The sequence below is a fragment of the Nocardia sp. NPDC049526 genome (assembly GCF_044465765.1).
Taxonomy (GTDB): Bacteria; Actinomycetota; Actinomycetes; order Mycobacteriales; family Mycobacteriaceae; genus Nocardia.
The window spans coordinates 106,785-123,457 of the sequence record NZ_JBITMA010000012.1 but is presented as its reverse complement, the minus strand read 5'-3'; the positions used below and the strand labels follow the sequence as shown (position 1 = coordinate 123,457).

Below are 16,673 nucleotides of genomic sequence, written 5' to 3'. Positions count from 1 at the left end.
CGGCAGCCGACTCAGCGCATCACACCGGTGTGTCCGGTGGAGTAGCGGCCCGGCTGCGGCCAGATGGTGAGTCCGTGCGCCCCACGCCCAACGGGTATGCGCGCCAACAGGTTCCAGTTCTCGATATCGATGGCGTACACCTCACCGTGGTGTCGGCCCGATACCCAGAAAACGCGCCCGTCCGCGGAGATGTTGCCCATATCCGGACTGCCGCCGCCCGGTATGAACCACTTGCGCACCAGTGCATTCGCGGCGAAATCCCAGACGGAGATGCTGCCCTCGTGCCGGTTGGTGATGAGCATCTGTTTGGAGTCGCGAGTGACATACAGGCCGTGCGTACCTTTGCCGGTCGGCACGAAACCGGTGTTCTCCCAAGATGATGCGTCAATGGTGTAGATGCCGTCCGCGACCATATCGGCGATGAAGAAGGTGCGCCCGTCCGGGGACAGCTTGACGTCCTGCGGCTTGCCACCCCGACCGCCCGGCAGGTCGATCATCTTGACCACCTTGCGCTCGGCCACATCGAAAACCAGCATCCGGCCGATGAATTCACAACTGGCCAGGGCGAATCGACCGTCGGCGGTGAAGTCCATATGGTCGACACCGGCGCAGTCGGGCACCGCGAGGGCGTGCACCTTCTGCCAGGTGTGCGGATCGTAGAAGTCCAGCGACTTATCCGCCTCGGCGACGACCAGCGCGTATCGGCCATCCGGCGTGTAGTACATGTTGTACGGGTCGCGCACCGGGAACGGCTCGCCGGGTTTGCCGGTGCGCGGATCGATCGGCAGCAAGGTGCCCCCGCCGATCGGGAGATCATTGGTGACATACAGCGTCTGCATGTCATAGGACGGCACCACATGCTGGGGCTCCCGACCACCGGCCGGGAAATTGTCGATCACCTGAAAGGTTGCCGGGTCGATCACCGAAACCGAATGCGATTCGCTGTTCGGTACGTAGACCAGGGGCCGGTGATCGGCCACCGCCGGACTCAACTCCCGGTTCGCGGCATAGACGTCGGTCGGCGACAACGGCGGCGGCATACCTGGTAGCAAATTCTCTAGATGCGGCGATGCCGCGCTGGTCGGGGCGGCGACGGTGGTGGGCGGCGGAGTCGTCACACCCACCGATCCGGCCTCACTCGGGACGCACCCCGCGACCGTCACGAGGACGGTCAGCGAGGCGAGCAGTGGTGCGCAGGTTCGGTGCTTGCGCTGTCGGTTCACGCGCTGCACCGTGCCAGGAGGTGGTGAAGACGAGATGACATGGGTGCGAAGCCTAGGCGCTGCCGCCCGGATTCCACAGCAATCCCCGCCACGGCGCAACGGATTGCCCGAATCATCCGGAGATACGTACTCGGACAGTCAAATTTCCGTTTGCGGTCGGATAACTATCCGGCGTCGTCGAGTACCCGATCGAGCGCGTCGACCACGGTGTCCAGCTCCGATTCGGTAACGGTGAGCGGCGGCCGGAACCGGATGCCGCGTTCGCCGGTGCCGAGAATCAGCACATGCTCGCGTTCCCGCAGCGTGGTCAGCACCTCGTCCCGCAGTTCGGCCGAGGCCAGCGTGATGGCACACATCAGCCCGCGTCCGCGCGGTTCGGTAACCCGAGGGTGGTCGGCCGCAAGCTGTTCCAGACGCCGCAGCAGATGCGCGCCGAGCGGCCGTGACCGCTCGATCAGCTCATCGCGCTCGAACACCTCGAGGATGCGCCGGGTCCGCACCATATCGGTGAGATTGCCGCCCCAGGTGGAATTGAGCCGAGAGCTGACCACGAAGACGTTGTCGGGCACCTCGTCCACGCGCCCGCCCGCCATGACGCCGCAGACCTGGGTCTTCTTGCCGAACGCGACAATATCGGGCTCGAGCCCGAGTTGTTGGTAGGCCCAAGTGGTTCCGGTCATGCCGACACCGGTTTGTACCTCGTCGAGAATGAACAGCGCGTCGTTCTCGTGACAGAGTCGCTGTACGGCCTGCAGAAACTCCGGACGCAGATGCCGGTCACCGCCCTCGCCCTGGATCGGCTCGGCGATGAAACACGCAATGTCGTGCGGGTTTTCGGCGAAGGCGCGGCGCGCCTGGTCGAGTGCGTGCGCTTCTGCGGCGTCGATATCGACACCGCTGGCCAGGAACGGCGCATCGATGCGCGGCCAATCGAATTTGGGGAAGCGGGCCGTCTTCACCGGGTCGGTGTTGGTCAGCGACATGGTGTAACCGGTGCGGCCGTGGAACGCTCCGGTCAGATGCAGCACCTTGGTGCCGAGTTCCGGTGCGCGCCCGTGGGATTCGTTATGCCTGCTCTTCCAGTCGAACGCGACCTTGAGCGCGTTCTCCACCGCCAGTCCGCCGCCGTCGATGAAGAACAGGTGTGGTAGCCGGGGATCGCCCAGCACCCGCACGAAAGTGTCGACGAAGCGGGCCATCTCGACGGTGTACATGTCGGAGTTGCTCGGCTTGTTGAGCGCCGCGACGCTCAGTTCGGCGCGGAACTCTTCGTCCTCGGCCAGGGCGGGATGGTTCATGCCGAGGGCATTGGAGGCGAAGAAGCCGAACATGTCGAGGTAGGAGCTGCCGTCTCGTTCATCGACGATCAGGCAGCCACGGGATTTCCGTAGATCCAGCACCAGCTCGAATCCGTCGGCGAGGATGTGCGCCGACAGGATCTCGTGTACCCGGGAGGCGGGGGTGACCGGTGCAGTGCCACTCCCCGCGCGGGTGCGCTCCAGTTCGATGGTCACACCCGTAGGGTACGTAAATCTTTACGAAAGTTCTACGGAATAACGGAGTAATTACGGTCAGAGGCTACCTGTCGTAGAATGTCTGCAAGATGATGGTGCTTCGAGTTCGCACGTTGGCGGTCGCCCTGATCTCCTGTAGCAACTGCTCGAGGTGCCGAGGAGAGGCCACCCGCACCAGCAACACGTAACTCTCGTCACCAGCCACCGAGTGGCATGCCTCGATTCCCGGGATATGTTGCAGCACGGCAGGCGCGTCATCGGGTTGCGAGGGGTCGAGAGGAGTGATGGCGACGAATGCCGACAACAGTTGCCCGAGCGCCTCTGGATCGACATGTGCGGTGTAGCCACGGATCACCCCGCGCGCCTCTAGTCTGCGGACCCGCGATTGCACGGCCGAGACCGATAAGCTCGCCTTTTCGGCCAGATTCGACAGGGTGGCGCGACCATCGGCCATCAGTTCACGAATCAGCAGGCGATCGATGTCATCGAGTACGGGTCTTGCCGGTGTATCCGCCATCAGCGAAGGCTAACCCAGCGGAGGCTACTCGTGGCGAAAACTTTTGCTCGTCAACGCACCGTACCCATCCGATATTGTTCGCCGACCCAAAGCTAAAGCGGAGCAACCGATGACAGACATACTCGACGACCACCTGACCAAGGACCTGGCAACCCGCGCGGCCGAACTGCTGCACACACTTGGCGCGCCGACACCGGTCGCGGGCGAGCTGCCCGCACGGACGCCGATCACCGGTGGCACGCTGATGACCCTGCCCGCCGATTCCCTCGACGATGCGGACGCGGCGATCGGGCGGGCGGCGGCAGCCTTCCGCGGCTGGCGCACCGTACCCGCGCCGGTGCGGGCGGGAGTGGTGCGGCGACTGGCCGAACTACTCACCGCGCACAAGGCCGAACTCGGCGAGTTGGTCACCCTGGAGGCAGGGAAGATCGGCGCGGAGGCCGTCGGCGAGGTGCAGGAGATGATCGATATCTGCGAATTCGCGATCGGGCTGTCGCGCCAGCTCTACGGCAAGACCATGCCCTCGGAGCGGCCCGGACATCGGCTGATGGAGACCTGGCATCCGCTCGGTGTGGTCGGGGTTATCTCGGCATTCAACTTCCCGGTCGCGGTGTGGGCGTGGAATACCGCCCTCGCGCTGGTCTGTGGTGACACGGTGGTGTGGAAGCCGTCGGAGACGACACCGCTGACGGCGCTGGCCTGCCATACGCTGCTGCGCCGCGCGGTGGCCGATATGGGCGCGGATCCCGAAGTGCATCAACTGATTCAAGGTGGCGCGGAGGTCGGGGCCCGGCTGGTCGAGGACGAGCGGGTGGCGCTGGTGAGCGCGACAGGTTCGGTGCGGATGGGCCGTACGGTAGCGCCGCGGGTGGCCGCTCGGTTCGGGCGATGTCTGCTGGAGTTGGGCGGTAACAACGGCGCGATCGTCACGCCCACAGCGGATCTGGAGCTGGCGGCGCGCGGCATCGTATTCGCGGCGGCGGGTACGGCCGGGCAGCGCTGTACGACCTTGCGTCGGTTGATCGTGCACGCCGATGTCGTCGGGCCGCTGCTGGATCGCGTGGCCGGGGCGTATCGACAACTGCGCGTCGGCAATCCGCTCGATGACGGTGTGCTCGTCGGCCCGCTGATCAACGGCCGCGCCTACCAAGGAATGCGTGCGGCGATCGAGCGCGCGTTGGCCGACGGCGGCGAATTGGTCTGCGGCGGTGAGCGAGTCGACGGCTTCGGCGACGACGCCTTTTACGTGCGCCCCGCGATCGTGCGCATGCCCGCCCAGACCGCCGTGGTCCGCGAGGAAACCTTCGCACCGATCCTGTATGTGCTCACCTACCGCGACTTCGACGCCGCCATCGACCTGCACAACGGTGTTCCGCAAGGCCTTTCCTCGGCCGTCTTCACCGCCGACCAGCGCGAGGCCGAACGCTTCCTCGCCGCCGACGGCTCCGACTGCGGCATCGCCAACGTCAATATCGGCACCTCCGGCGCGGAGATCGGCGGCGCGTTCGGCGGGGAGAAACAGACCGGCGGCGGGCGGGAATCCGGGTCGGACTCCTGGAAGGCATACATGCGGCGGGCGACCAACACCGTCAACTACTCCGATCAGCTGCCACTGGCGCAGGGCATCCAATTCGGCTGAGCCACAACATGCCCCGTTGCCACTGCATGCCCCGTAGCTGCTGCATGTAGCAACGGATCGATTTCCAAGTCGCTCGGCGCCCATAGCAGGTACGAAACGCGGCTATCGGCAACCGGTTCGGCCCTACACGGAGTTACTCGCCGCCGACCCTCAGATCCTGCTGCCCGGTCGCCACAATCGCCTGAATCTGATCGACGATGTCGGCTATCCCGGCTGCGTCCGACTGCACAGCCGATAATCTGCGTTCTCGCCGGACCACGCGGAGTGTGCGCCCTCGCGCAGCACATCGCATAGATCGAACTTCGCGATGCCGAAGACGACCGCCGACATCCGCGAACAATGGTCTGCGGTCGGAGCGCCGCATCAGGCCGCAAGAACGCGGACGGCATGGTTCGAATGGACCGGACGGGATACTCTGGCTGGTGCCCGCTGGGCAGATCACGAGTAGCCGATGGTCGAGAGCGATCCGTTCAAGACGCAGCGTGACGTCAGCGTTGATGTCGTCACGGAGTTGCGAGCTGCCGGTTTCGAGGACGCCGAGGAGATCGAGCGAGGCGGTTTCGCGGAGGTGTTCCGGTGTACCCAACCGGCCGTGGGTCGCACGGTGGCGGTGAAGGTGCTGACCGGCGAACTCCACGAGAATCGGAAGCGTTTCTTTCGCGAGCAACATGCGATGGGGCGACTGACCGGGCACCCGAATATCGTCGACATGCTGGAGGTCGGTGAGACCGGAAGCGGTCATCCGTATCTGGTCATGCCTTATTACGCTCGTGGCTCCCTCGATGCGCGCCTGCGCCGCGACGGTCCGTTGTCGCTGGCAGAAGTGCTGCATCTGGGGGTGAAGATCGCGGGGGCGCTGGAAACCTCACACCAGGCGCAGGTGCTGCACCGCGATATCAAGCCGGGAAATATCCTGCTCACCGACTACGGCGAGCCCGCACTGACGGACTTCGGAATCGCCCATATCACTGGTGGATTCGAAACAGCGACCGGCACGATCACCGGATCACCGGCATTCACCGCACCGGAGGTACTCGGTGGCGACGCCCCGAGCCGGGCCTCGGACCTGTATGGGCTGGGAGCCACATTATTCTGTGCTCTGACCGGGCATGCGGCCTTCGAGCGCCGCAGCGGCGAGCAGGTGGTCGCTCAGTTCCTGCGGATCACGCAGCAACCGATACCGGATCTGCGTGAGCGGGGCATCCCCGAAGACGTGTGCGCGGTGATCGAGGCGGCGATGTCACGCGAGCCACAAGACCGCCCCACCGCCGTGGCATTGGGCGAGCAACTGCGGCAGGTGGAGCGCAATCATGGTTTCGCGGTCGACGAGATGGCGTTGCGGGCCGAACCGCGTGCCGAACATGCATCGGTCGTGACCTCGGCGCGGAGTGCCGTTCCAAACCTGCCGCTCGAGCTGACCAGCTTTGTCGACCGGCGGACCCAGGTGGCCGAGGTCAAGAATCTGCTGGCGGGGTCGCGTCTGGTGACGCTGACCGGTATCGGCGGGGTCGGCAAGTCACGGCTCGCGCTGCGAGTCGCACACAAGCTGAAGCAGGATTTCACCGACGGTGTGTGGCTGGTCGAGTTGAGCGATCTGCGGGATCCGACATTGGTGGTCGACGTCGTGGCCGCCACCCTCGGTCTACGGAACCAGAGTGCCCGACCGATGCTCGAGGCGCTGGTGGAATTCTTGTCCACGCACAACCTGCTGCTGATGCTGGACAACTGCGAACACATGATCGAAACAGTCGCGGACTTGGCCGAATCGCTGCTGCGGGCCTGCCCGGAGGTGCGAATTCTGGCGACCAGTCGCGAGTCTCTCGGCGTCGGCGGGGAATCAGTGTTCGCGGTGCCCCCACTGGGGATTCCCGCTCCGGACAGCGATCTGTCGGTGCGGAATCTGGCCCGCTATGACGCGGTGGCTCTGTTCACGGAACGGGCCGCTGCGGCGGTGCCGGGTTTCGCGCCGACCGAGGACAACAAACTCGCCATGGCCGGGATCTGCGCTCGACTGGACGGGCTGCCATTGGCGATCGAACTGGCCGCGGCCCGGCTGCGGACAATGTCGCCCGCACAGATCCTGACCCGGCTGGACGACCGGTACGCCCTGCTGACTCGCGGAAGTCGTGGTGCTCCGATGCGGCAGCAGACCCTACGGTGGTGCATCGGCTGGAGCTATGACCTGTGCACGCCGGTCGAGCAACGGTTGTGGGACCAGCTGTCGGTGTTCGCCGGCGGTTTCGAGCTCGATGCCGCCGAGCAGGTGTGCGGCACCGACCTGACCGAGGCGGAATTGCTCGATGCATTGGGTGCGCTGGTCGACAAGTCGATCCTGATCCGCGAGGAAACCGATGGCCCGGTCCGCTTCCGGATGCTCGAGACCGTTCAGGAATACGGCAGGGATAGCGCCACGGTAGGCGGTCGATACCCGGAATACGTTCGGCGGCATCGCGATTGGTGCGTGCGGTTGGCATTCGACGCACACGCGGAATGGATCGGTCCGCACCAGTTGCAGTGGGTTGCCCGGTTGGAGCGGGAGCTGCCGAATCTACGAAAAGCGCTGGAATCGAGCCTGTCCGAGTCGGGCGAGGCCGCGTTGCGGATCGCCACCGACCTGTACATGTTCTGGACATTGCGTGGGCGGCTCAGCGAGGGACGCCGCTGGTGCGAGCGCGCGGCCCGATCGACCGATGCCCAGCCCCTGGATCGGGCCAAAGCCCGCTACTCGGCCTGCACGATAGCCGCCATGCAGGGTGACCCACCGGGCGCCGCCGAAAATGTGGCACAGCTAGAGACCCTGGCCGAGCAGACGGCCGACCCACTGGTCGCAGCCCTGCTCGCCCACGCCAAAGGAAACTATTGCCTCGCGGGCGGCGATGACGATCTGGCTCGCGCGGCCACCCTCCTGGCCGGTGCCCTCGACACCTACGAGGCATCCGGTGACCTCAGATCGCAGGTGGACGCCCGGATTTCGCTCGGATGGGCTTACGCACTGCAGGGCGATACGCCGCGCGCCCTCGCTTGTCACGAAAGAAACGTAGCAATCACCGAATCCGCAGGTGAAACGATGCTGCGGGCGTGGGGTCTATGGGGGATGGGATTTGCCGAGTGGCGAAGCGGTGCGCCCGACCGCGCCGCACACCTGTTGCAGGAGGGAATTCGAGCGGCCCGGCTGGTATCCGATCCGCTCGTCCCTACGGCCTGTGTGGAGATACTGGCCTGGATCGCGGCCGGGCAGCATCATGCCCGCCGCGCCGCTACCCTGCTGGGCGCCGCCGATGCGCTGAACCGCATCGTCGGCGGCGTCACCTTCATGTTTCCGATTCTCATCGGCAACCACGAGGAATTCACCCGCGACAGCCGCAAGATACTCGGCGCAAGAGCATTCGAGCAGGCCCACCAGCAAGGCGCCGCGATGAGTGTCGATGCCGCGATGAGCTTCGCGCTCGGCGAGCAAACCGAAGACACCGCACCGACTGCCGGTGCAGCGGGACACCTGACCAAGCGTGAGCGCCAGGTCGCGGATCTCGTTGCGCGCGGCCTGCCCAACAAGGCGATCGCGACACGGCTGGTGATTTCACAGCGCACCGCCGAGGGACACGTGGAACACATCCTGAGCAAACTGGGGTTCACTTCGCGCGCACAGATTGCGGCATGGGCCGCCGAGCAGCCCGAACTCTGATCCCTTCGTCAACTACTCCGATCAGCTGCCACTGGCGCAGCGCATCCAATTCGGCTGAGCCACAACCTGTCCTGCCTTCCGGCGCGTGCCTCGGGATGCCGTCGCAGCGAACGGTGACCGCACCGAATAGCGCGAGGCGCGGGCTTTGCGCACCGCTCACGCATGTGCGGCAGCGCGAATAATCGCTCGCGCGGACCACCGGCATCGACGTAACGTTGCTCCTACGACGCGGGTGGAGCAGCCGGGTAGCTCGCTGGGCTCATAATCCAGAGGTCGCAGGTTCGAATCCTGCCCCTGCCACTGATGGTCCAGGCCGGTCAGTTCCAAACCGACTGGCCTGGACCTTTTTTCGTCGATGAGCGCTCTCCGGCGAGTCGCCGGGAGTGTCGGTAACGGGATGTATGCCAGGCCGATTGAGCGAGTAGTCCAGGCACCCAAACCTTTAGACCGGCCTGGCAGCGTCTCAGTAGGGGAACATGAGTAACCGCTTCAACACCTTCGTCGGCACCGGGCTCGCATTCGCGGGTGCGCTCACACTGTTGCTCAGCGGCTGCGCGCCGCAATCGAGCGGCCCCGGGCTCAGCGCCGCGACGGCGTCGATCACCACGTCCAAGGTCACCTCGACACCGGTTGCGACAACGTCGCCGCAGCCGACCACGACCACCGCAGCTCCGACGACCACACCGCCGACCACCTCGGTGGCACCACCCGCGGCGGCCCCCGCACCGCCCGCACCGATCGCCTCGGCACCGCCCACCACATACCAGCCACCCGTAGCAGCCGCCCCACTGGCACAATCCCAGCAGACCTGCGGCAACGACTCATACCTCAACTCGGACAACCAATGTGTCCATCGCCCCCAGTCCGCTCCCGCCGCCCCGCCAGGAGCCACCGCCCGCTGCACCGACGGCACCTACAGCTATAGCCAGCACCGCTCGGGCACCTGCTCCCACCACGGTGGCGTCGCCGCCTGGTTGTAACTCCCGGCCACCACTGCGGCGCCCCTGCAGATGCGGCACTTCCGCACACCAAGATGGGCGTATCGGAAACCTCGATCTTGTAACTGAGCACCCCGTATAAGGGGTGCCCAGTTCCGACACGGGGCCCGAGGTTTCCGGTGGCATGACGCAGCTCATTCCGGGCTTGCGTGGCCGGGGTCACATTCCACCTCGCATCCTGCACAGCACGTGCCCACCAAGCGAGCTTCAGTTTGAGCAGTCTGCTCAGCGTGTCGCGTATCAGTTGTGCGTTCAGCTCTTCAAGTACAGGATGGCGGCAAGAAATGCTCAACGAAGCGAAGCGCCCGATCGGCGCCTCGCGGACGGGTGGACTACATGACCGAGCTCGCGGACCGCGAACTGATCCCAGCCCCCTATGACCTGGCCGACCGCTACCGCGTCGGCGCGGGCACCGTTGTCCTCACCGGCGTCCAGGCGATCGCTCGACAGCTGGTCGAGCAGCATGTTCGTGATCTGCGCGCCGGACGCCGGGTCGGCACCTTCGTATCCGGATATCAAGGCAGTCCGCTGGGCGGTGTCGACAAGATGCTCAACGGGATGCCGAATGTATTGGCCGAGCACGATATTTCGTTCGTCCCCGGGTTGAACGAGGAACTCGCGGCGACCTCGGTGTGGGGCAGCCAAGCGGATCTGCCCGCGGGCGAGGCGACGCATGACGGCGTTGTCGGAGTCTGGTACGGCAAGGGCCCCGGTCTCGATCGCGCGACGGACGCGTTGCGGCACGCCAATATGTACGGCGCGAATGCCCGTGGCGGTGTCCTGCTGCTGGTCGGCGATGATCCCGCCTCCAAGTCCTCGACGGTGCCTGCGGTGAGTGAGCGTTCGCTGGCCGCGATGGGCATTCCGGTGCTGTTTCCGCGTAACGCCCGCGAGGTCATCACGATGGGGCTGCACGGTGTCGCGCTCTCGCGGGCATCGGGATGCCTGGTCGCGTTGAAGATCGTCGCCGATGTCGCCGACGGCGCGTGGACAGTCGACGGCTCGGTCGGCGATATCGATATCACCGTCCCCGAGATCGAATGGGAGGGAAGCCCGTTCACCTACCTCCAGCGCCCGATGGCCGCGCCGACGGACAGCGTGCTGGCCGAGGCCGATCTGTACGGGCCGCGCTGGAAAATGGTGCAGGCCTACAGCGCACTCAATGAACTCGACGTCATCGAGGTGAATCCGGCGCGCGCCCACATCGGCATCGCCGCCACCGGAACCACATTCGATGCCGTGCGCCAGGCCCTGATCGATCTCGGCGTCGACGATGACGCACTGCATCGCGCCGGGGTTCGACTGCTGCGCATCGGCATGCCGTATCCCATTGCACCCGAGCGGGTCCGACAGTTCGCCGACGGGCTCGAGCGGATCGTTGTCGTCGAGGACAAGACCGCGTTCATCGAAACACAGATCCGCGAAATCCTGTACGGCACTGCCGATGCGCCGCAGATAATCGGCAAACGTGATGCGGAGAACCGGCCACTGTTCGCGCAGGACGGCGAGCTCACTTCAGGTCGGATCGTGGCTCCGCTGCGCCGCGCGCTGCAGGGTCGGCTGGAGATGAAACGTCAGTTGCCGCAACCACTGTCGCTTGCGGTTCTGCCTGCGAAGCGGGCCGCCTACTTCTGTAGCGGCTGCCCGCACAACCGGTCCACCGCCGTGCCGGAAGGGTCGATCGCCGGTGGCGGCATCGGCTGCCACACCATGGTGACTCTGTCCGGCCGCGAAGACAGCAAGGTGACCGGGCTGACCCAGATGGGCGGCGAGGGTGCACAGTGGATCGGTCAGGCCCCGTTCACCTCGGTACCGCATCTGTTCCAGAACATCGGCGACGGAACGTATTTCCACTCCGGACAACTCGCGGTGCAGGCGTGTATCGCCGCGGGCGTGAATATCACCTACAAGCTGCTCTACAACGATGTCGTCGCGATGACCGGTGCGCAGGACGCCGAGGGCGCACTCGCGGTACCCATGCTGACCCACAAACTCACCACCGAGGGCGTGCGACAGATCATCATCTGCGCCGATGAACCCAAGAAGTACCGCAAGCGCGAGCTCGCCGCCGGCACCCTGCTCTGGCACCGGGATCGGCTCGACGAAGCCCAGCGCACCCTGCGCGAGATTCCGGGCGTGACCGTGCTCATCTATGACCAGCACTGCGCCGCCGACGCGCGCCGTCAGCGCAAGCGGGGCACGCTGCCGGTCCGGCGGACCCGGGTGGTCATCAACGAGGCGGTCTGCGAGGGCTGCGGCGACTGCGGTGTCAAGAGCAACTGCCTCTCGGTACAGCCGGTCGATACCGAATTCGGCCGCAAAACCCGTATCGATCAGACCTCGTGCAATACCGATTACAGCTGTATGGACGGCGATTGCCCCTCGTTCGTAACGGTCGAGCTTCCTGCGAAAGCCGAGAAGCGCAAGGCAACTCGACGCCCCGAGCCGCCGGTACTGCCCGACCTGCCGAACGGCGCTCCGGCGACGACCCAGAACGTATTCCTGGCCGGTATCGGCGGCACCGGAATCGTGACGGTCAACCAGGTGCTTGCGACCGCGGCGTTGCGCGCCGGGTACGAGGTGGCGAGCCTGGATCAGATCGGCCTGAGTCAGAAGGCCGGACCGGTGGTATCGCACCTGCGGTTCGCGACCGGCGAACTGGAACCGGCGAACCGCCTGACGCCGGGTTCGGCCGACTGCATCGTCGCGTTCGACCTGCTCGCCGCCACCGATAACAAGAATCTGGCCTACGGGTCGAAGCAGACCACCTTGTCCGTCGCATCGACCAGCAAAACCGCGACCGGAGAAATGGTCTACGACAAGTCCGTCGCGTATCCCGAAGAGCGCGAACTGCTTTCCCGGCTCGAGCGGGTGTCGCGTTCGGTGCGATCGTTCGACGCGCTGGCCGCAGCCGAGGTGCTGTTCGGGAATACCGCGGCCGCCAACTTCCTGCTCGTCGGCGCCGCCTACCAGATCGGCGGCCTGCGCATACCCGCGTCGGCGATCGAGGAGGCCATCGAAATCAACGGTGTTGCGGTGCATGCCAATATCGCGGCATTCCGATGGGGTCGGGTGGCGATTGCGCGGCCGGACGAATTCGCCGGTGTCACCGCGCGAAAGACGCACAAGCGCGCCGAGATCGCCATTCCGGCAGACCTTTTCGACGGCGTGACCGCGACAGGTGAGACCAGGCGGCTGCTCGAACTGCGTGCCGTCGAGCTGATCGGTTTCCAGGGCGTACGCGTCGCGCGCGACTATATCCGCACCGTGCAACGCATTTGGGAGGCAGAGCAACGCGTCACCGATCGCACCGAGTTCAGCGAGCAGGTGGCCCGCGGCCTCTATAAGTTCACCGCCTACAAGGACGAGTACGAAGTTGCCCGCCGCTTGACCGACCCGGCCTTCCTCGACCAGGTCAGCGAGCAACTCCCCGACGGCGCCAACCTCACCTACCGCCTGCACCCGCCGATCCTGCGCGCTATGGGCCGCAAGAAGAAGATCGGCCTCGGCCCCCGCAGTCACCTCGCCCTGCGTATCCTCGCCAAGGGAAAGCGCTTGCGCGGCACCAAATTCGACCCCTTCGGCTACGCCCGCGTCCGCCGCGTCGAACGCGCCTTGCTCGCCCACTACACGGAAATGGTGACCACCCTGGCCACCGACCTCGCCCCGGCCGACTACGACCGCGCCACCCGGGCCGCCGCACTCCCCGACATGGTCCGCGGCTACGAGGACATCAAACTGGCCAATGTCGAGCTCTACCGAAACGGTCTCCACGACCTCGGCATCGAACCACCGCAGCTCTGAACAGAGAGGGGCCCCGTCTCGGCACCGGCCGCACCCCGTATGCGGGATGCCCGGTCGTGGGACGGGGCCCGGTCGATTCAGATACGTGGAGCCCAGGTGCCGAGGCGTAGGGTGCAGGCGATTTCGGCTGCGGAGCGCAGGCGGCGCAACCAAGGGGCGGGCTGGTCAAGGTCTCGCCAGATGAAATCCGGCTATTCGGTGATCGAACGGACCTGCTGTTCGTACTTCGCGCGGGTTTCGGAGTCGTCGGGGTGGAGGGCGCGGTTGCCGTCGAGGAGCCGGCGAACGAGGCGGACCGCGCGTTCCGGGGCGGCGGCCAGGGCTATGTCGATGGGGCCCAGGTAGTTCGGGACGGCTACCTCGGCCTTGCGGGTTTCGCAGGTTTGCAGGATGGCGGCGGCGACGTCTTCGGGTTCAACGGTGGGCATGCCCTTGCCGAGGGTCAGGCCGGAGGACAGGCGGGTGCGGACGGCCGAGGGCATGACGCAGCTGACGCTGACGCCCTGCGGTGCGAACTCCAAACGTGTTGCGGCGGACAACCCTACAGCGGCGAATTTGCTCGCGTTGTAGACGGCGAGGCCCGCGACCGGGATCTTGCCCGCGAGCGAGGCGACATTGACGACGTGGCCGCGGCGGCGCTCGATCATGCCGGGCACCACGGCGCGCATGCCATGGATGAGGCCCCAGAGGTTGATATCGATGGTGGCGCGGCCGACCGCGTCGGGTTCGTCGAGGAACGCGCCCGCGGGCATGACACCCGCGTTGTTGACGAGGATATCCACCGTGCCGAAGTCGGCGACGACCTTGTCCCATTGGTCGCGGGCACGGACGTCGAGCTCATAGGGACGAGCACCTATCGCGGCAGCGGCGGATTCGGCTGCGGCAGTATCGACATCGGCAATGGCGATTTCAGCGCCCTTGGCCGCGAACAGTTCCGCGGTCGACTGTCCGATGCCGCGGCCCGCGCCGGTGATCAGCACCCGCGCGCCCTTCAGGTCGATATCCGGATAACCGTGACCGAGAATATTCATGCGAAGACTCCTTGTTCCAGCGCTCGGCGAGTGCTGCGCAGACTGTGTTCGAAGGTTTCGAGACGGCGGCGACCGTCCATGAAATTCGGGCCCATCACCGCGAGATCGGCTGCGGTGGCACCGATCACGAGGACGCGCGTACCCGCCGCACGCAACACCCCGACCTCGGCGGCGAGCTGGGTGCTCATGCGACTGCGCAGCTGCCGCTCCAGGAAATGACCGGGACCGGTCGCGGGGACTTCTTCGACGGAGGCCATCGGCGCGAGCACCAGCACCTGGTCGAGTTGTTGTGCGGCAAGCAGATCCACCGATGCGGTCGAGCCCGCACCGCCATCGATGAAGCGGCGTCCGCCAATAGAAACGGGCGGGAACCAGCCGGGTACCGCCCACGATGCGCGCAGCGCCGCACCCAAGCTCGCCGACGGCGCGTCGGGCGCACCGAACGGAACCCGTTCTCCCGTCGCGTAATCCATGCCGACCAGCCAGGTGGCGGGATGAGATACCCAGGAGCGGCCGGGATTCAGGCGATCGGCCAGATGTTGCAACCAGCTCGCATCACCACCGCCGATCGGCAGTAGGCCGCTGCCCGCGGTGAGCAACCGCTGTCCGGTCGCGGGCGCACGCAGACTCAATGCCAACTCACCCAGCCGCGGGCGAGGCAACGGCGGGAAGCGTCCGGGTTCGGAACGCATATGCGCCAACAGAATCGGATTCGTCGAAGTGCCGCGCTGCATTGCAACGAGTTCATCTACGCCGATACCGCTGCCGAGCAGGGTGACCGTCTCGGCACCCGCCGACGTGCCGAGCAGCACATCCGCCTCGCGCGGATCCCAGTCGAGCACCTCGCGGGTGGCGGCCAGCGCGGCGACGATCCAGGCGAACCCGAGCGTGCCGCCGCAGCCGATGGCCAAGCCGCACCGTTGCGACCGGTTTTTGTTACCCATGGTTTCAAACACTAGCAGAATTCAAATACCTCCGGTATCTGAAATCCAACGGTACGTAGAATCGGCGGTATGGCACGTCTGACCCGGTCCGAGAGTCAGGCCCGTACCAGGGCCGACCTGATCGCGACCGCACGCGATCTCTTCCTGACCGAGGGCTATGCGAAAACCAGCCTGGAGCGGGTCGCCGAGGAGGCGGGCTACTCGAAGGGCGCGGTCTACTCGAACTTCCGTACCAAGAAGGAGCTCTGCCTGGAGGTACTCGGGCTGATCCACGCGACGAAGTTCGGCGAGGTGGCCGATCTGATCGCGGCGGGCGAGACGCTCGACGATCAGCTGGCGCGATTCCACGAATGGGCCGAGCACACCATCGGCGATGTCGGCTGGACCATGCTCGAATTCGAATTCGCCACGGTCGCCCGCGACGATCCGGAACTGCAGGCCGCGCTGGTCTCCGGCCTCGCCATGATGCGCGGCGCCGTCGCGGCGCAGGTGCAGACGCTTTCGGACACGATCGGAATCCCACTGCCGATGCCCGCAGAGGATGCCGCGACGGCAATCCTGAGTATGGGCATCGGGCTCGGCATGCAGCGGGCCGTCGATCCGTCGATTCCGGTACGGCTGATCACCGATGCCGTACGACTGCTCGTGACGATGGGCGATGGACCGCTGCGCGCAATGAGCCCGGGTCTCACGCCGTGAAGTGCAACGTCCATTCGCCGCGGTAGTGCAGCCGGGTGACGCTGCCCGGCGGAATGTCGATCCGCCAGAACGATTTCGGCGGCGCGTCCAGGGTCACCAGCAGCGCCGCGCGGATCACCGCCGGATGGGTGACCGCGATGGTGGACATGCCCTCGGATGCGATTTCGGCCATCCAGTACCTGGTCCGCTCGACCACATCGGTCACGGATTCGCCACCGTGACCACGGAACTGCGGGTCCGTCAGCCAGGCATACAGCTCATCCTGCGGCACCGACATCAGTTCGCCGCCGCGCCACGCGCCGGCATCCAGATCGCGCAGCCGGGCGTCCTCCGCGCCCGGAAGTCCCATCAGCGCAGCCGTTTCCACGGTCCGGCGTTCGGGTCCGGTGAGCACGCGCGCCGCGGTCAGGCGGCCACACGCCGCGATTGCTCGGCGACCGGCCTCGGTCAGCGATTCGTCTACTGGAAAACGTGCCTTTCGCATCGCCTCGGTCATGCCATGGCTGACCAGGTCGAGTCTGAGCACCTTTTGCACGGTTGGAAGCGTACGGCGCGACGCTGGCGGCCGTACTTCGATTGCCACCCCTTCGCTCGGGCCGCGAGCCATTTGCCGGACTCGGGG

12 protein-coding genes and 1 tRNA gene are annotated in these 16,673 nt (G+C 65.8%); 6 read left to right on the top strand and 7 right to left on the bottom strand.

Translation table 11 applies throughout. The annotated features are described in order from the left end of the window. Positions 1-11 precede the first annotated feature (11 nt). The 3 genes from ACIBW7_RS32515 to ACIBW7_RS32505 form a co-directional block, all read right to left on the bottom strand. Positions 12-1,223 (bottom strand): hypothetical protein, encoded by a 1,212-nt coding sequence (locus ACIBW7_RS32515; protein WP_397053038.1) that lies wholly within the window; start codon positions 1,221-1,223, stop codon positions 12-14. A gap of 164 nt (positions 1,224-1,387) precedes the next feature. After that, on the bottom strand, positions 1,388-2,737 hold the full coding sequence (gene lat, locus ACIBW7_RS32510) for an L-lysine 6-transaminase (RefSeq protein WP_397053036.1): 1,350 nt from the start codon (positions 2,735-2,737) through the stop codon (positions 1,388-1,390). Between the two features lie 64 nt (positions 2,738-2,801). Continuing rightward, complete coding sequence (locus ACIBW7_RS32505) at positions 2,802-3,254, bottom strand: Lrp/AsnC family transcriptional regulator (RefSeq protein WP_040686931.1); 453 nt, start codon at positions 3,252-3,254, stop codon at positions 2,802-2,804. A gap of 109 nt (positions 3,255-3,363) precedes the next feature. Here ACIBW7_RS32505 and ACIBW7_RS32500 point away from each other — a divergent pair, with 109 nt between their 5' ends. The 3 genes from ACIBW7_RS32500 to ACIBW7_RS32490 all read left to right on the top strand — a co-directional run bounded on the left by ACIBW7_RS32500 (position 3,364) and on the right by ACIBW7_RS32490 (position 8,875). Continuing rightward, positions 3,364-4,893, top strand: coding sequence for an aldehyde dehydrogenase family protein (locus ACIBW7_RS32500; protein ID WP_397053034.1), 1,530 nt, complete (start codon positions 3,364-3,366; stop codon positions 4,891-4,893). Positions 4,894-5,344: 451 nt separating this feature from the next. Beyond that, positions 5,345-8,575, top strand: a complete 3,231-nt coding sequence (locus ACIBW7_RS32495) for a protein kinase (protein ID WP_397053032.1) — start codon at positions 5,345-5,347, stop codon at positions 8,573-8,575. A gap of 229 nt (positions 8,576-8,804) precedes the next feature. Further along, positions 8,805-8,875 (top strand) — tRNA-Met (locus tag ACIBW7_RS32490). 163 nt (positions 8,876-9,038) lie between these two features. Here the strand turns inward: ACIBW7_RS32490 and ACIBW7_RS32485 are convergent. Then, a complete protein-coding gene (locus ACIBW7_RS32485) occupies positions 9,039-9,416 on the bottom strand; it encodes a hypothetical protein (protein WP_397053239.1) in 378 nt (125 codons plus the stop codon). Here ACIBW7_RS32485 and ACIBW7_RS32480 point away from each other — a divergent pair. Then, a complete protein-coding gene (locus tag ACIBW7_RS32480; RefSeq protein WP_397053227.1) occupies positions 9,313-9,555 on the top strand; it encodes a DUF3761 domain-containing protein in 243 nt (80 codons plus the stop codon). The genes ACIBW7_RS32485 and ACIBW7_RS32480 overlap by 104 nt on opposite strands. 354 nt (positions 9,556-9,909) lie before the next feature. After that, on the top strand, positions 9,910-13,377 hold the full coding sequence (locus tag ACIBW7_RS32475; protein ID WP_397053030.1) for an indolepyruvate ferredoxin oxidoreductase family protein: 3,468 nt from the start codon (positions 9,910-9,912) through the stop codon (positions 13,375-13,377). Positions 13,378-13,568: 191 nt separating this feature from the next. Here the strand turns inward: ACIBW7_RS32475 and ACIBW7_RS32470 are convergent, their stop codons facing one another. Together ACIBW7_RS32470 and ACIBW7_RS32465 are read right to left on the bottom strand one after the other, a co-directional pair. Next, complete coding sequence (locus tag ACIBW7_RS32470) at positions 13,569-14,408, bottom strand: SDR family oxidoreductase (RefSeq protein WP_397053028.1); 840 nt, start codon at positions 14,406-14,408, stop codon at positions 13,569-13,571. Continuing rightward, positions 14,405-15,352, bottom strand: coding sequence for a patatin-like phospholipase family protein (locus ACIBW7_RS32465; RefSeq protein WP_397053026.1), 948 nt, complete (start codon positions 15,350-15,352; stop codon positions 14,405-14,407). Before ACIBW7_RS32465 ends, ACIBW7_RS32470 begins: the two co-directional genes overlap by 4 nt. A gap of 69 nt (positions 15,353-15,421) precedes the next feature. Here ACIBW7_RS32465 and ACIBW7_RS32460 point away from each other — a divergent pair, with 69 nt between their 5' ends. After that, on the top strand, positions 15,422-16,051 hold the full coding sequence (locus ACIBW7_RS32460; protein ID WP_397053024.1) for a TetR/AcrR family transcriptional regulator: 630 nt from the start codon (positions 15,422-15,424) through the stop codon (positions 16,049-16,051). Here the strand turns inward: ACIBW7_RS32460 and ACIBW7_RS32455 are convergent. After that, the gene (locus ACIBW7_RS32455) at positions 16,041-16,586 is read right to left on the bottom strand and encodes a histidine phosphatase family protein (RefSeq protein WP_397053022.1); all 546 of its coding nucleotides are present in this window, start codon (positions 16,584-16,586) and stop codon (positions 16,041-16,043) included. The genes ACIBW7_RS32460 and ACIBW7_RS32455 overlap by 11 nt on opposite strands. Positions 16,587-16,673: the final 87 nt, after the last annotated feature.

Coding starts and splice junctions, on each gene's coding strand:
- ACIBW7_RS32505 (WP_040686931.1), bottom strand. CDS start 3,254: ATGGCGGATACACCGGCAAGACCCGTACTCGATGACATCGATCGCCTG.
- ACIBW7_RS32500 (WP_397053034.1), top strand. CDS start 3,364: ATGACAGACATACTCGACGACCACCTGACCAAGGACCTGGCAACCCGC.
- ACIBW7_RS32495 (WP_397053032.1), top strand. CDS start 5,345: ATGGTCGAGAGCGATCCGTTCAAGACGCAGCGTGACGTCAGCGTTGAT.
- ACIBW7_RS32475 (WP_397053030.1), top strand. CDS start 9,910: ATGACCGAGCTCGCGGACCGCGAACTGATCCCAGCCCCCTATGACCTG.
- ACIBW7_RS32470 (WP_397053028.1), bottom strand. CDS start 14,408: ATGAATATTCTCGGTCACGGTTATCCGGATATCGACCTGAAGGGCGCG.
- ACIBW7_RS32465 (WP_397053026.1), bottom strand. CDS start 15,352: ATGGGTAACAAAAACCGGTCGCAACGGTGCGGCTTGGCCATCGGCTGC.
- ACIBW7_RS32460 (WP_397053024.1), top strand. CDS start 15,422: ATGGCACGTCTGACCCGGTCCGAGAGTCAGGCCCGTACCAGGGCCGAC.